The organism is Nonomuraea sp. 3N208 (assembly GCF_052245935.1).
Taxonomy (GTDB): domain Bacteria; phylum Actinomycetota; class Actinomycetes; order Streptosporangiales; family Streptosporangiaceae; genus Nonomuraea.
Genome location: NZ_JBQQBR010000011.1, coordinates 1 through 14,446, shown reverse-complemented (window position 1 = coordinate 14,446; position 14,446 = coordinate 1). Strand labels below are relative to the sequence as shown.

At 66.3% G+C, this 14,446-nt stretch carries 14 protein-coding genes and 2 pseudogenes; 11 read left to right on the top strand and 5 right to left on the bottom strand.

Annotated elements, in window-relative coordinates; genetic code table 11:
* Window positions 1-34 precede the first annotated feature (34 nt).
* Entirely contained in the window at window positions 35-721 is a 687-nt protein-coding gene (locus ACTWPT_RS18090; RefSeq protein ID WP_443178561.1) for an alpha/beta fold hydrolase, read from the top strand.
* Here the strand turns inward: ACTWPT_RS18090 and ACTWPT_RS18085 are convergent.
* Complete coding sequence (locus ACTWPT_RS18085) at window positions 666-1,097, bottom strand: helix-turn-helix domain-containing protein (protein ID WP_443178560.1); 432 nt, start codon at window positions 1,095-1,097, stop codon at window positions 666-668. The two genes, ACTWPT_RS18090 and ACTWPT_RS18085, sit on opposite strands and share 56 nt — an antisense overlap.
* An 83-nt stretch (window positions 1,098-1,180) precedes the next feature.
* Here ACTWPT_RS18085 and ACTWPT_RS18080 point away from each other — a divergent pair.
* A pseudogene (locus ACTWPT_RS18080) lies at window positions 1,181-1,405 on the top strand (nuclear transport factor 2 family protein); the annotation flags it as partial.
* A gap of 272 nt (window positions 1,406-1,677) precedes the next feature.
* On the opposite strand, the gene ACTWPT_RS18075 reads toward ACTWPT_RS18080, so the two are convergent.
* Complete coding sequence (locus ACTWPT_RS18075; protein ID WP_443178559.1) at window positions 1,678-2,613, bottom strand: carbohydrate kinase family protein; 936 nt, start codon at window positions 2,611-2,613, stop codon at window positions 1,678-1,680.
* A gap of 162 nt (window positions 2,614-2,775) precedes the next feature.
* On the opposite strand from ACTWPT_RS18075, the gene ACTWPT_RS18070 reads away from it, so the two are divergent.
* From ACTWPT_RS18070 to ACTWPT_RS18055, 4 genes are read left to right on the top strand one after another with little or no spacing between them, the layout of a single operon-like run.
* On the top strand, window positions 2,776-3,762 hold the full coding sequence (locus ACTWPT_RS18070) for a sugar ABC transporter substrate-binding protein (RefSeq protein WP_443178558.1): 987 nt from the start codon (window positions 2,776-2,778) through the stop codon (window positions 3,760-3,762).
* Between the two features lie 10 nt (window positions 3,763-3,772).
* Window positions 3,773-4,735 carry an ABC transporter permease gene (locus tag ACTWPT_RS18065; RefSeq protein ID WP_443178557.1) on the top strand — a complete coding sequence of 321 codons (963 nt, stop codon included), beginning with the start codon at window positions 3,773-3,775 and terminating at the stop codon, window positions 4,733-4,735.
* On the top strand, window positions 4,732-5,544 hold the full coding sequence (locus ACTWPT_RS18060; RefSeq protein ID WP_443178556.1) for an ATP-binding cassette domain-containing protein: 813 nt from the start codon (window positions 4,732-4,734) through the stop codon (window positions 5,542-5,544). The genes ACTWPT_RS18065 and ACTWPT_RS18060 overlap by 4 nt, the downstream gene beginning before the upstream one ends.
* A 31-nt stretch (window positions 5,545-5,575) precedes the next feature.
* Complete coding sequence (locus ACTWPT_RS18055; RefSeq protein ID WP_443178555.1) at window positions 5,576-6,604, top strand: LacI family DNA-binding transcriptional regulator; 1,029 nt, start codon at window positions 5,576-5,578, stop codon at window positions 6,602-6,604.
* On the opposite strand, the gene ACTWPT_RS18050 is transcribed toward ACTWPT_RS18055, so the two are convergent.
* The 3 genes from ACTWPT_RS18050 to ACTWPT_RS18040 form a co-directional block, all read right to left on the bottom strand.
* Window positions 6,585-8,165 carry an AAA family ATPase gene (locus tag ACTWPT_RS18050; protein WP_443178554.1) on the bottom strand — a complete coding sequence of 527 codons (1,581 nt, stop codon included), beginning with the start codon at window positions 8,163-8,165 and terminating at the stop codon, window positions 6,585-6,587. The genes ACTWPT_RS18055 and ACTWPT_RS18050 overlap by 20 nt on opposite strands.
* 205 nt (window positions 8,166-8,370) lie before the next feature.
* Window positions 8,371-8,793 carry a nuclear transport factor 2 family protein gene (locus ACTWPT_RS18045; protein WP_443178553.1) on the bottom strand — a complete coding sequence of 141 codons (423 nt, stop codon included), beginning with the start codon at window positions 8,791-8,793 and terminating at the stop codon, window positions 8,371-8,373.
* Between the two features lie 410 nt (window positions 8,794-9,203).
* On the bottom strand, window positions 9,204-9,683 hold the full coding sequence (locus tag ACTWPT_RS18040) for a hypothetical protein (protein ID WP_443178552.1): 480 nt from the start codon (window positions 9,681-9,683) through the stop codon (window positions 9,204-9,206).
* Here ACTWPT_RS18040 and ACTWPT_RS18035 point away from each other — a divergent pair.
* The 5 genes and pseudogenes from ACTWPT_RS18035 to ACTWPT_RS18015 form a co-directional block, all read left to right on the top strand.
* Window positions 9,682-10,866 carry an RHS repeat-associated core domain-containing protein gene (locus ACTWPT_RS18035; RefSeq protein ID WP_443178551.1) on the top strand — a complete coding sequence of 395 codons (1,185 nt, stop codon included), beginning with the start codon at window positions 9,682-9,684 and terminating at the stop codon, window positions 10,864-10,866. The genes ACTWPT_RS18040 and ACTWPT_RS18035 overlap by 2 nt on opposite strands.
* Complete coding sequence (locus ACTWPT_RS18030) at window positions 10,863-11,579, top strand: DddA-like double-stranded DNA deaminase toxin (protein ID WP_443178550.1); 717 nt, start codon at window positions 10,863-10,865, stop codon at window positions 11,577-11,579. Before ACTWPT_RS18035 ends, ACTWPT_RS18030 begins: the two co-directional genes overlap by 4 nt.
* Before the next feature lie 343 nt (window positions 11,580-11,922).
* The gene (locus ACTWPT_RS18025; RefSeq protein WP_443178549.1) at window positions 11,923-12,435 is read left to right on the top strand and encodes a hypothetical protein; all 513 of its coding nucleotides are present in this window, start codon (window positions 11,923-11,925) and stop codon (window positions 12,433-12,435) included.
* A gap of 970 nt (window positions 12,436-13,405) precedes the next feature.
* On the top strand, window positions 13,406-13,915 hold the full coding sequence (locus ACTWPT_RS18020) for an SUKH-4 family immunity protein (protein ID WP_443178548.1): 510 nt from the start codon (window positions 13,406-13,408) through the stop codon (window positions 13,913-13,915).
* Between the two features lie 382 nt (window positions 13,916-14,297).
* Window positions 14,298-14,446 (top strand): annotated as a pseudogene (locus ACTWPT_RS18015) (IS701 family transposase); the annotation flags it as partial.

Here is a 14,446-nt window from a genome sequence, read left to right as displayed (position 1 = left end):
CTTGCCGGAACGTACCGAAGAAAGAGAACTGATCATGGATATCCTGCTTATCGCCGGGCTGTGGCTCGACGGGTCCGCGTGGGACCACGTCGTGCCCGAGCTCGAGGCGGCCGGCCACCGTCCCGTGCCGATCACCCTGCCCGGGCAGGGTGCGGGATCCGCCTCGGCCACTCTCGACGACCAGGTAGCAGCCGTGCTCGCCGCCGTGGACTCGGCGTCAGGAAAGCCCATGGTGGTGGGGCATTCCGCCGCCTGCACCCTGGCCTGGCTGGCCGCCGACGCGCGCCCCGGGGGGATCGCCAAGGTCGCGCTCGTCGGCGGCTTCCCGGCCGCCGACGGGCAGCCCTACGCCGACTTCTTCGAGCTGAAGGACGGCGTCATGCCCTTCCCCGGCTGGGGTCCTTTCGAAGGGCCGGACTCCGCCGACCTCAGCGAGGAGGCCAGGCGGGATTTCGCGTCCGCGGCGATCCCTGTCCCCGCGGGGGTGACAAAGGGCGTCGTGCGCCTGACGGACGAGCGGCGGTACGACGTCCCCGTCCTCGTCGTGTGCCCCGAGTTCACCTCCGCCCAAGCTCAGGAGTGGATAGCCGCCGGGGACGTGCCCGAGCTGGCCAAGGCCAAGCACCTTGACCTCGTGGACATCGACTCGGGCCACTGGCCAATGATCACCCAGCCGGCCGAGCTCGCCCGGCTCCTGGCCGTGGCGGCCCCAGAGGCCTGACACAGCTGCCGGCCATAGGGCCCCGCGCCGCTCGGGTGCGACCCGCACCAGGCATCCATGGGCTCGATCTCCTTAGCCACCGAGGAACTCGTGAACCCGGCTCCGAGCTGCGACGACTCATGGTTTGCGTCCCCGTCGAGCGGCCGCTCGACGTAGCGGGTGCGAAGCCGGCGGCGAGCAGCGGCCGGTTGCGCTCACGCAACGGCACATCGAGCTGATCGGCGAGCCGGAGGATCATGTCGGCGCTCGGGTTGGACTTGCCGGTCTCCACCAGGCTGACGTGACGAGCTGAGACGTCGGCGGCGATCGCAAGATCGAGCTGGCTGAGTCGCCGGCGATGCCGCCATTGCCGCAATAATTCCCCGACCGTGTGCATGGCCGAGCGACGACTTTCTTCATCACCGCCCGGATTCGACCACCTCGACGAAGGCGGAATGACTCGCCGCCGTACGCGCCGCGCTCATCCCGCTCGCCGGCTTGCACGTCGAGATCCAGCATGTGCTGGCCGACGGCGATCACGTGGTGATGTACTCGCGGCGCTGGCTTCCCGGTGCCGAGCCGGGGATCGCGGTCGTCGATATCTGGCGGCTCGACGATGGGCTGATCGCCGAGGCGTGGGAGATCATCGAACCGGTGGCCCAGGCGGCCGCCAATCTGTCGTGGTGGGAATCCGCTGATCATTGACCTGGCCACGCGCCGGGAGCCGCGGTCGTGAAACGGGGTGTCGGGGCCGGCTCGATGCCCCAACACCCGGCAGTGACTGGAAGACATTCCCGGTGTGGATCATGTGCAAGCTCACGCGTCGGGAAGCCGCTTCGGACGCCGCCGCACCCGCCCCGGTGCCAACGGGTTCGCCGGCAGGCCGCGGGTGACATTCCCGAGCAGGGCGCGGTTCGGGCGGCAGTCCGGAGACGTTGAGCGCCGCACGTTCCTGGATGACGTGCCCGAACACCTTCTCAGAGGGCGGAGAGCCGGTCAGCCCACGGCGGGTCGGCGCCCGGAACCGAGCACGTCAGCGCTGACACCCGTACCGCGAACTCCGCCGCCTCGACCGCCGCACCCAGGGTGAGACCGTTGAGACGGCCGCCGAGCAGCCCCTTGGAGCCGAGGCTGTGGAGCAGGCCTGCCGTGAAGGAGTCTCCCGCGCCGACCGTGTCCACGACCTCGACCTTGGGAGCCGGCACGGCCGCGCGCTCGCCGTCCAGCGACACCACTGCGCCGGCCGCGCCCTTGGTGATCACGATGAGCCGGGCCCCGGCTGCGTGCCAGTCGTCGCAGGCACGTGCCAGAGGCACGCCCGGCACCAGGAATCCCAGGTCGTCGTCGCTGAGCTTGAGTATGTCGGCCCACTCGCACCACCGGGCCACCTGGTAGTCGTCCCGGGAGGCGAGGGTGGGGCGGACGTTCGGGTCGAGGGAGATCGTGGCGTGCCCGGCGGCGGCCCGCGCGAACTCCTCGATCGCCGCCCGCCCGGGCTGCTTGGCCAGGGCGAGGGAGCCGGTGTGCAGGCACGCCGCCGCGCCGAGCAGGGAGGAGTCCAGCTCGTACGGCGTCCACTGCCAGTCGGCGGTGCCCTCCGCGTAGAAGGTGTATTCGGCCTGCCCCCCGGCGTCCAGCGCGGCGACGGCGAGCGTGCTGGGCTCCTTGGCGTCAACGGATGCCGACAGGTCGACGCCCGAGGAGACGAGGTGCTCCCGGAACAGCCCGCCGAACACGTCGCCCGAGATCCGGCCGAGGAACCGGGTGGGCGTGCCGAGCCGGGCCAGGGCCACGGCCGTGTTGGCGGGCCCGCCGCCGGGAAGCACCCGCAACGCCAGCCCGCCCGGATCCGAGCCGGTGGGAGGCCGTTCGGTGAAACCGTCGGCGACGCATTCGCCAAGGACAGCCATCATCGGGCCTGCCTGCATGGGCCTGCCTTTCCAGCACGTTGCCGATTTGTTACGGCATGGGGGCATTGACGTTTCTCGGATCGGAGTCCATCATCGCAGCACGGCGGATGTCAACGTTGACATATGTCATCGTTGACATTGAATCCCCCCAGATAGGAACCGCTCATGAACGCAAGACTTACGGCCGGACTGATCATCACCGCGCTACTCGTCACCGGCTGCGGAGGTGGAGGCGGCACCCAGACCGCCGCCACGACTCCCAAGGTCGGCCTGATCACCAAAACCGAGACGAACCCGTTCTTCGTCAAGATGAAGGAAGGCGCGCAGAAGTCGGCCCAGGCCAACGGCATGGAGCTGATGACCGCCGCAGGCCAGTTCGACGGCGACAACGCCGCTCAGATCACGGCCATCGAGAACATGGTCGCCGCCGGTGTGAAGGGCATCCTCATCACGGCGAACGACACCAAGGCCATCGTCCCGGCGATCAAGAAGGCGCGGGACGCGGGCGTACTCGTGATCGCGCTCGATACGCCCACCGAGCCGCAGGATGCCACCGACGCGCTGTTCGCCACCGACAACTTCAAGGCCGGCGAGCTGATCGGCCAGTACGCCAAGGCGGCCATGGCCGGCAAGCCCGCCAAGATCGCCACGCTGGACCTCGCGCCTGGCATCACGGTCGGCCAGCTCAGGCACGACGGCTTCCTCAAGGGGTTCGGCGTCCCGGCGGGCGACCCGTCGATCGTCTGCTCCCAGGACACTCGCGGTGACCAGGCCAAGGGCCAGACCGCGATGGAGAACTGCCTGCAGAAGGCTCCTGACATCAACGTCGTCTACACCATCAACGAGCCCGCCGCGCTGGGCGCGTACACGGCGTTGAAGGCCAAGGGCCGCGAGAAGGAGGTGCTGATCGTGTCCGTGGACGGCGGCTGCACCGGTGTCAAGGCCGTGCAGTCGGGCCAGATCGCCGCCACGAGCCAGCAGTACCCGCTCAAGATGGCCGAGGACGGCGTCAAGGCGGTGGCCGAGTTCGGCAAGACCGGCAAGAAGGTCTCCGGCTACACCGACACCGGCGTCACCCTGATCACCGACAAGTCCGTCACCGGCGTCGAGGCCAAGGACACGGCCTTCGGCCTGGCCAACTGCTGGGGCTGACATGGCGGTCATGGAAGCGACGCTGCCGCGTCGCGTGATCACGACACCGGTCGCGGGCCCCGCGATCGCGCTGGTGCTGGCCTGTCTGTTCTTCGCGGCGAACAGTCCGCAGTTCCTCTCCGGCCCCAACTTCTCGCTGATCATCCAGCAGGTCATGGTGGTCGGCACGCTCGCCATCGGGCAGACCCTGATCATCCTCACCGCGGGCATCGACCTGGCCTGCGGCGCGATCATGGCGTTCGGCGGGATCGTGATGACCAAGCTGGCCGTCGACAGCGGCCTGCCGCCGCTGCTCGCGGTGGCCGCCGGGCTCGCCGTGTGCGCCGGGTTCGGGCTGGTCAACGGGTTGCTGGTGATGAAGATCTCGCTGCCGCCGTTCATCGTGACGCTCGGCATGCTGAATGTGGTCTTCGCGCTCACCCACATCTACTCCAACGAGCAGACGATCACGGACTTGCCGCCGCTGCTGACGTTCCTGGGGCAGACGTTCCAGGTCGGGCAGACGAACGTCACGTACGGGTCGCTGCTGACGATCCTGCTATTCCTAGTGTTCGCGTACCTGCTGGGGTCCACGGCGTGGGGCCGGCACGTGTACGCACTCGGCAACAGTCCTGAAGTGGCCCGGCTGACCGGAATCAGGACGCGGCGGCTGACGGTGGGCATCTACACCCTCGCCGGATTCGTGTACGGCATCGCGGCCCTGCTGCTCGTCTCCCGTACCGGCGTCGGCGACCCGCAGGCCGGCCAGACCGACAACCTCGACAGCATCACCGCGGTCGTGCTCGGCGGGACGAGCCTGTTCGGCGGGCGCGGCCTGGTGATCGGCACGCTGGTGGGCGCGCTCATCGTCGGGGTGTTCCGCAACGGCCTGCAGCTGATGGGCGTACCGTCGATTTACCAGACGCTCATCACCGGCGTGCTGGTGATCCTCGCCGTCGCCGTCGACCAGCTCTCCCGCAGGAGGAACCGATGACCACCCCGGTGCTCCAGGCCCGCGGCCTGGTCAAAAGGTACGGCCACGTGACCGCGCTCGACGGCGCCGACTTCGACCTGATGCCCGGCGAGGTGCTCGCGGTCATCGGCGACAACGGCGCCGGCAAGACCAGCCTGATCAAGGCCCTGACCGGCGCGGTCCAGCCCGACTCCGGCGAGATGATGCTCGACGGCGAGCCGGTGCGCTTCCGATCCCCGATCGACGCGCGCCGGCACGGCATCGAGACCGTCTACCAGGACCTCGCGGTCGCGGCCTCCCTCGACATCGCGACGAACATGTTCCTGGGCAGGGAACTCCGCAAACCGGGCATCCTCGGCAGCGTCTTCCGCATGCTCGACAAGAAGCGCATGCGCGAGGAGTCCGCCAAGCACATGGCCTCGCTCAAGATCGGGTTGCGCTCTCTCACCCAGCCGGTCGAGTCACTGTCCGGCGGGCAGCGGCAGGGCGTGGCCGTGGCCAGGGCGGTGGCTTGGGCCACCCACGTCGTCGTCATGGACGAGCCCACCGCGGCCCTCGGCGTCAAGGAGTCGGGCCAGGTCCTCGACATGATCAAGCGCGTCCGCGACGGCGGCACGCCGGTCGTGCTGATCAGCCACAACATGCCGCACGTGTTCGAGATCGCCGACCGCATCCACGTCCAGCGCCTCGGCCGCAGGGTCGCCCAGATCAAGCCGGGCGACCACAGCATGGCCGAGGTGGTGGCCATCATGACCGGGGCGCTCCAGGTGTCGGAGGGCAAGGCCGTGGTGGCGGACAAGGACGCGGCGGAGGCGATCGGCCTGTCCTGACGGATGATCGGCAACCACTAGCATGGCCCAAATGCGGCGTCCGACGATGACAGATGTGGCCCGCGAGGTCGGGGTCACGGCGAAGACCGTCTCGCGGGTGCTCAACGACGACGGCCCGGTCGCCGTCGAGACCCGCGAACGCGTCATGGAAGCCGTCAGGAAACTGGGCTACCAGCCCAACCTGATGGCCCGCAACATGCGGGTCGGCGCGCGGGACGCCGCGATCGGCCTGGTCATCCCCGAAATGGGCAACCCGTTCTTCGGCATGGTCGCGGGCGGCGTCGAGAGCGTCGTACGCGCCCGCGGCCTCACCCTCATCGTCGGCTCCTCCAGCGAGACGCCCGACCTGGAGCAGTCGCTGATCGCGACGTTCCTGGCCCGGCGGGTGAGCGCCCTCATGGTCGTGCCCTCGGCCACCAGCGACCATCGCCACCTGCGCACCGAACGCGTCGCCGGCCTGCCCATCGTCTTCCTCGACCGCCCCGCCGTGGGCCTGACGGCGGACTGCGTGGTCAGCGCCAACCGCGAGGGCGCCAGGGCCGGGGTCGCGCACCTCATCACCCACGGCCACCGCAGAATCGGCTTCATCGGCGACCTCCCCGCCACCCTCTACACCCGCCGCGAACGATTCCATGGCTACCGCGACGCCCTCGACCACGCCGGCCTGCCCTTCGACCGCGCGTTAGTGGAAACCGGCCACGATCAGGAGGCCGCCCAGGCCGCCGCCCTGCGCCTGCTGTCCCTTCCCAACCCGCCGACCGCCCTGTTCGCGGGCAACAACCTGGCTTCGATGGGCGCGGTGGTGGCCCTGTCCCGATCGGTGCGGAGAGACGTGGCCCTGGTCGGCTTCGACGACCTGCCCCTGGCCGAATGTCTGGACCCGCCGCTGACCGTGGTGGCCCAGGACCCGGCGGGGATGGGGGTGGTGGCGGCGGAGCTGGTGCTGGACAGGCTGGACGGCGACAAGTCCAAGGCCCGCCGGTCGCTGGTACCGACCCGCTTGATCGTACGAGGCTCCGGCGAAGTCCCCGCACCCGCAGTCAGGCGTGCATCAAGGTGACTTGCCGGCCGGAGGGAGTGCTGGCGGACCTGACATCCGTACGTTCGGCCACGGGCGGGGCATCCGGCCGGGTGTCGAAGACAATCAGGACTCCGGTGTCCAGGTCGAGATGGTCGAGATACCGGTCCAACTGGGCCAGGCCCTCGGAGACGGGGTCGGGGCGGCCCGGCCGGTCGACCTTGAGCTCGGCGGCTTCCCACTGCCACACGCGTTTGCCGTCGCCGTCGCGGTACGGCCAGCGGACGCACAGGTCGATCCGCCCCCGCCCCAGGGCGTACTCACGGTCGATGATCCCGCCGCCGTTGACGACCCGGTGCAGGAATCCCATGAAGACCAGCTGGGCGGCGGCCTCGGTATAAGCCTGGCCGCCTGTGAGGATCTCCCCATCCTTGCGCCAGAACGCCGCGAACTCCTCCACCAGCCTGGCCATGTCCAGCCGCCCGTCCGGCGTGACGAAGCCGCGCGGCTCCACGACGAGTTGGTCCTCGACCTGTGCCGCGAGCACCCGGGTGATGACCTCCTGGTAGATCGGGTTGGCGATCTGCAGCGGCCTGCTTCGAGTGATCAGGCCGAGGTCGCGCACGTAGGAGACGTCGTCGTGGTAGACGGCCACATTCTCGGTCGCCACGGTCAGGCCCGCGAGCATCGGCTCGATGATGCGCTTGACCCGCGGCTCGTGCAGCCGGGCCGCCAAGGAGTCCAGGTGGGTGGCCCGCTGCCGGATCAGCCGCTCGACCGCCTCGTCCATTAGCTCATCGGTGATCAGGCCGGTGATCCCCCGATCACTGATGATGTCGTAGGCGAGGGCGTTGACCAGCCACGGCTGTCCCTGGCTCGCCTCGAACGCGCGCCCCACCGCCGCCGGCTCGAACTCCTGGCCGGTGGCCTCGGTGTGCTGGCCGTACAGCTCGGCCACTTGATCAAAGGTGAAGTCCGCGAGCCGCATCGACACCTTGATGTTGAAGGGGGAGGAGGAGACCAGCCGCTCGGGGTTGCCGCCCGACGCGGCCTTGTAGTCCCGCACATCGCGCATCCCGCAGACCGCCACGCTCTGCGGGAACGGCGCCGGACGGCTGTTGTGCCCGTCACGCAGCTGCCGTAGCACATTCACCAGATCGTCACCCTGCAGCGCGTCGATCTCATCGAGGAAGAGCACGACCGGACGTGGTGAGCGCCGCGCCCACTCGCTCAACCCGTGCAGCACTCGATTGCCGTCCGGGGCATCCGGCCACGGCGACGGCGGCAGACACTCCTCCGGTAGCCCGGCCAACGCGGCCATCTGGCTGAGCCTCGCGAGAATTCGATCCTCCGCGGGCGCGGCGCCGCGGTGGGCGGTCGAGGCGGCCTCGCATGAGGCGTAGACCGCGGCGTACTCGCCCTCGGCGCTCAGCGTTTCCGCATATGCCTTGATCGTGGTCGTCTTCCCCGACTGCCTCGGCGCGTGCACGACGAAGAACTTCTCCTCGTCGACCATCCGGCGCACCGTCGGCAACCGCGCCAAGGGGTCCAGCATGTAGTGGCGCTGCGGGCGGCAAGGGCCGGTGGTATTGAAGAATCTCACGCACTGCACATTAGTCCACTGCGCTCCGTGACAACCGCCCTTCAGCGGATCGTCATCCTGCTCGCCACCAGAGGAGTTCGGCACGGCCCTCGAACGGTCGCCAGCGCCCACTCACCCACCCGCTTGTCCTTCGTGGTCGTCAGGTGCGGGCTGAGGTTGTCGCAAGCCGGATGAAGAAACCTGACTCATCGGCGATTCCCTCACCTCACGCATACCCGAACATCATGCGATGCCCCTTGGCGGTGTCCATGTACTCGCGCACCCGATGGATCAGCCCGTCCCGCAGTTCGAAGATGAAGCAGTAGTCGTTGCGGTAGGCGTTGCCACCTGCCAGCGTGGCCTGCATGGTTTCCTCCACCACGACCACATCGCCGTCGGCGTAGAACCCACGGAAATCCACCGCCACACCAGCGACGAACATCCGCGGGAAGTCGATGGTGAGGAAGTGGACGATGGCGTCCCTGCCCACCATGTGGTGCGTCCTGCCAAGCGCTACGGCGGTCGCGTTCCCGGGCGGGGCCAGCCATTCCGCGTCCTGGGTGAAGAAGCTCGCGATCAAGTCCTTGTCCCGAGTCGAGAATGATCGCCATGCCCGCTTTACCAGCTCACGGTTCCGTTCAGAGGTCATGCCGGGCAGTGTAGGCATCCTCCCAGCAAGGGGACCGGCCATATTCGGACATGGTCACCGGACGGGGAGCCGGCCCAGGAAATGATCATTTAGGGTCAGCGTGTCGACGCGTCATCTCCAAGATCAAGCCAGCCTGCACCCTCTGATGATCTGCATCGTCAGGTTGGAAAGCCATGGGCACCGCGGCGGGCAGGTTCTTGTGGACCATATGGTAGGTGCACGTCAGATCGGACCGGTCGTCGCCGCCGGTCCAAGGCGCGACGTCCAGCCCGTACGCCGAGGGCGGCGGCAGGGCCGCGGCCAGCGCGCCCAGGCCCGGCCGCGGAGACGGCACAGGCATGGGGCCATCCCGGCGGCCTCCGACGGCGGTCAGCGCGGACGCCGACGCCATGACACCCTGTCCCACCCAGTTACGGGTCCTCGGTCTCGCCCTGCTCGATGGGCCACCACCACGACGCCTCGGCCAGGAACTGGCCGCGGGGGGCCAGGATGTAGGCCTCGGTCGTCACGTCCCCTATGTCCGGGCTCCGCGCCGCAGTGTTCATGAGCTGCGTCCCGTGCCAGCCCTCGCGGTCGAAGGGCAGCGTAACGGTGCTGTCGTCCGCGCACCGCCGCGCCGCACGGCCTGCGAGATCCGCCAACGGCTGCGACCGCTCCGGCGGGACGATCCAAACCCTCAAGGTCAGCGGCCTCGGCAACTCGGCCACCCTGAGCTTCGCGCTGTAGGCGGGAGCGCCCATCGGCGGCCTCAGATCGCTCTCCTCCTGGCACGCCAGCATCAGGGGTACGGCGGGCGACGTCGCGGCATGCTGCCCGTCGATCAGGTGTGTGTCGTCAACGTGGCGGCGCAGGCGCTCGGCAATGTCACGCGTACCTGCGGACCACTTCATGGAAGGCCTCCTTGGGCTCCCACGCCCATATGTCGTCGGCGGAGACCTTCACCACGCCGAAGCGCTGGATCGCACCACCAGCAAGACCGAGAAGGAAGGCACCGCTAACGCCAAAACCACCACCTACTCCTACCTCGGCCTGTCCGGCGAGGTCCTGGACGAAGAGGTGGCCGGCAAACTCACCAAGTCCTTTCAGTACAGCCCGTGGGGCGAGCGCCTGTCGCAGGTGAAAACCAACGCCGACGGCACCGAGGAGAACTCCTACTACGGCTACAACCCGCACACCGATGTCGAGCAGATCACCTCGGAGGCGGGCGACACCCGGGCCACCTATGGCTACACCGCCTACGGCAAGAACGACGACAAACTCTTCACCGGCATCGACAAACCCGACCCCGTCGACCCGACCGCCAAGGAGGAGTACAACCCCTACCGCTTCAACGCCAAGCGCTGGGACAACTCCACAGGCATGTACGACATGGGATTCCGCGACTACAACCCCGGCATCAACCGCTTCCTCAACCTCGACACCTACAACGGCGCCCTCGACGACCTCTCCCTCGGCCTCGACCCCTGGACCGCCAACCGCTACGCCTTCGCCGGTGGCAACCCCATCAGCGGCATCGAACTGGACGGTCATCGGGTCGATGGGTGCGGCGACGGTTCGGGGCGGATGGAGTGCGCGCCAACGCTCCAACAGAAGGTCGACTCCGGGACTGCTAGTCCAGCGGACGTGGCAGAGTATTCCTCGAATACGCATATCAGTAATCTCAACGAGACCGACAGAACCAAAGCGACGCTTGGTGCTATAGGGCAGAAGGACCCCGACACTGTTAGTAAGTGGACGAAGGCACACCGGGACGGCTCTGCAGACAAGGTAATTGAAGCCGTCAAGGAAGTCGCATACGGCGACATCAAGAGGTGCGTGCAGGGCGACCTCGGATCCTGCGCGTGGGCAGCTTACGACGCCTTCACCATGAAGCTCGGGACCGTTGCCAGGAAAGCCGGGGCAGCGATCCTTGATAACCTCACCGCCTGCAAACACAGCTTTGTGCCCGGAACCGAAGTACTCATGGCCGATGGCACTCGCAAGCCGATCGAAGACGTCAAGGTCGGCGATGAGGTTCTGGCGACCGATCCGGAAAGCGGGAAGCCAGAGCAGAACGCGTCACGGCGGTCATGACCAGCAAGGGCGACAAGCGCCTTGTCCAGCTCAGCATCGACACAGATCGTGACGAAGGCGAGGATCGCGGAAGCATAATCGCCACCGATCATCATCCGTTCTGGGTGCCTGCGCTGAAGAAGTGGGTCAAGGCCGCTGACCTCAAGCCGGGCATGTGGCTGCGTACGTCCGCAGGAACGTACGTCCAGGTCGAAGCGATCCGAAAGTGGACCGCAGTGCAGCGGGTCCACAACATGTCCGTCCAAAACTTGCATACCTACTACGTGCTGGCCGACGCCACACCGATCCTGGTTCACAACTGCCCGCCATCCTTCGTGACGAAGGCAATAGGCGAGCTGCCGGTCAGGAGCAAGGGGTCTAAAACAAATGGGCGTATATTCGGCCCCGATGGTAATGAGATCGGCCCAGCCGTAAGCAGTGGATCAGGAGACGTTGCGGATGCCATCAACAAATATCTCGAGAGCTCTCCACTGATCGCAAATCCTCCCCGCGGTCCGCACCCGTCCGCCACTCACGTCGAAACGTGGTACGCGTGGTGGCTGAAGAACGCCGGCGTAAAGCATGCGGTCGTGGTCATCAACAATCAAGGTGGAGTATGCGGAGCACCGTTCGGCTGTATGAAGGCGGTGGAAGCAATTCTTCCGCGAGGCAAAACCATGGAAGTGTGGTATCCAGGAGCAACGGAGGCTGTTCCTTTTGTCGGTCTAGGATAGTTTCGGATCGTAACTCCGCAATCCATAGGCACAGCGTCTGCGGCTAGACCAAGCAGGCGGCCGACCCTCGCTATGGGCACGCCCGGGGCTGTTTTACATCCCCGGGCGTGCCGCGCGTCAATGGCGAAGGAGACGCCGTTCTCATGCGGTACGCCTCCTCGGCCTTCCGGCGTCGCCCAAGTCTCCCAACGCCGATTATCCGCCGGAGGCCGCCATAGCGGAAATCCGAGGTCTCCGTGGAGTTGGCGCATTAGTGCATCCGCGCTGTTGATGTGATGGAGTTGGCATAAGCTTGAATGGATGATTGGATCGGCTCAGTGACACAGAATGAGAGGCGTGTACCATGGGGGTCTGGGACGTCAAGAAGGACGAAGACCGGCAGCAGTGGACCTACACCCCGCTTGTCAGCGTGGGGCCGCTGCGGTTCGGAATGAGTTACCAGGAGATAATCGACGCCCTCGATCCTTTCGTACAGACGGGCGGCGTCGGGTCCGACGACGCACCCACTGCTCGGCGGTACCCGGAGCTGGGTGTAACCGTCTACTACGAAGACGACATCACCCTGGCTGGAGTGGCGGTCGATGCCCTCATCGGTCCACAGGTCCATCTGGACGGTACGGCACTGGTCGCGCAGGTGCCCTCGGTGATGGAGGAGTGGCTCTGGGAGTACGGGCAAGCGCACGGACATGAGATTCGCTACATCCATGATGGAAACCCGGCGTCACCAGACCTGGGCCTCATTCTGCGCGTGCAACGGGCAGGGGATGTCCTCCTCACCCGGCCGCTCTTCCTCCTACGCGAGTGGACGATGGAACCATGGGGCTCCGTTCCCGCATACGAGTGGACAAGCTGGTGATCTCCCTTCCTGAAGGCGAATGCGGTGAACGTGCCCTCGCCGACCAAGGCGCGGACGACAGCTGCGACGCAGGCAAGTGCGTAGTTGACCAGGGCGCAAGCGTTCTCGGATGGTGAGACGGTCGCGCCCTTGGGGACGGGCGGGTCGTTGAGGACACCCCGCAGGAGATACTCGAAGACTGACCTTGAATCAACTGTGTAATTCCTGCTGATCGTTTTCCAGTTCGATTGCTCTCTGAGGACGGTTTCTGCAGCTGGAAGCCCCTTTTTGGGCATGACGGGTCTGCCGTGCACGGGTCGCGGCTTGTCCGCCAAGTCTGGCGATCGGGATGCACGCGGTGGCGCGAGTGACTGGGAAGGCCTGGTCGTCACTGGCGCGGAGACCAGTGATTCGGCTGTGCGGCTGCCGAACCTCCGTCCATGCAGTTCAAGCGGCCCCGATCGGCTATGACGCGGACGGGAATGCTCTGTTTCAACATCGCCATATGGGTGCGGAACGGCGAGGTCGAGAGTCTCCACCCGGACTGATGAGGTAACTATGATCAATGTTCAGGTGCGCACGGAGAGTGGCGAAATCGTGCTGTGCGGATCCTGCAGACTGGATTGGATAGCGACGCTCCAGCACATACAAGAGGGCAGAGTGGCAGAGCGGAGGGAATCGCAAAGTATGAGGATCTTGCGCAGAAAGTGCGTAGAGAGATCGAACTGGCCGAACAGAATGACCTTAAGTAATCCAGGTCGTTTCTGAGGTGGCATAGCCCAGCAGCAACAGCAGCCGGGCGATCCCTGCAGGATGCAAAAAAATGCAGCTTAACTTTCCGGAGGTCGTGTTCGGTCTTTGCAAACGACGATCGGTGACGCGGACCGTCCGCTGTTTTTGATCGTAGACAACTCCGGTTCCACTGGGTCAAGAACGTCAAGACTCATCCGAGGGCCGATTGCCCGACGTCCGTCGATGGGAGTGTGGACCGATGCTGACAAGGAACGATCTCGTACAGTGGTGCGGCGCGGGAGGTGTCGTGCAGGCGTCGGCTGCCATCGTAAGCCGATGGAGCATTCCGCATGCAGACAGGGACATACTTCTCGAAGTCGGCCTGCCCCGGGCCGTGGAGCCCTTCTTCGAGACCCGGCTCCAGGAAGGCGAAGCCCCCGCTCTGCTTGCTGGGCGGGGACGGCAGTTGTACGGCATCGGCTGGGACCTCGGAAACGAGATAGGCATAGCCGAGGACGGCAGGATTTACGCAGTGAACGCAGATGAGCCACCGCTCTTCGTCAACTCCTCCCTGATCGCGTTCGTTGAATCCCTCCATGAATGCGGGAAAGCACGTGCCGCTTATCCCGCGATGACGGACGACGAGATCGACTCAGATGTCGCACGTCTGCTTGGCCAATTGCGAGCGATCGATCCTGCGGCGTTCGCCAAAGACGGCGACGGTTGGTGGTCCCTGGTCTTCGAGCAGATGGCGGCAAGCCTGCTGTGATGTACCGGCGGCGGGGCCGCGGAGACCGAGACCTACTCCCACGACGCCGGCAGCAACGTCCGGCAGAAGGTGGTCTTCGGTAAGAAGACCACTTTCACCTACGACTGCAACCGCCTCTTGGCCTCCGTCACCAACGGAGCCACGGCAACCTACACCTCGACTCCTACGGGTGGCTGCGCACCGTCCAAGGCGGCGGCATCCACCAAGACGGCTTGTCGCGGGGCCCGGTAGAGGGGGTTGATGCGGTCGGCTGCGGTCCCAGCCCTCAATGACGTCACCGAGCTATGGTTCTGCCGCTGCAAATCGGAATTCTGACATGTTGGCCAGGGCTAGTATTACAACGGCAGTTCGTTAGTGTACGATCTTGGCTGTGTCTGAGTCGGTGACTGCGGAAGACCTGCATACCTGGCTGGCAGGGTTTGATGAGCTGTTCGCGCGGGTGGCGGGACGGTTCGGGCGGGTGGAGCCGCGCAGGCGGGCGCGGGGGTATCTGCTGGGGTTGCTGGCGCCGGTGGAGCGCAAGAACAGCTG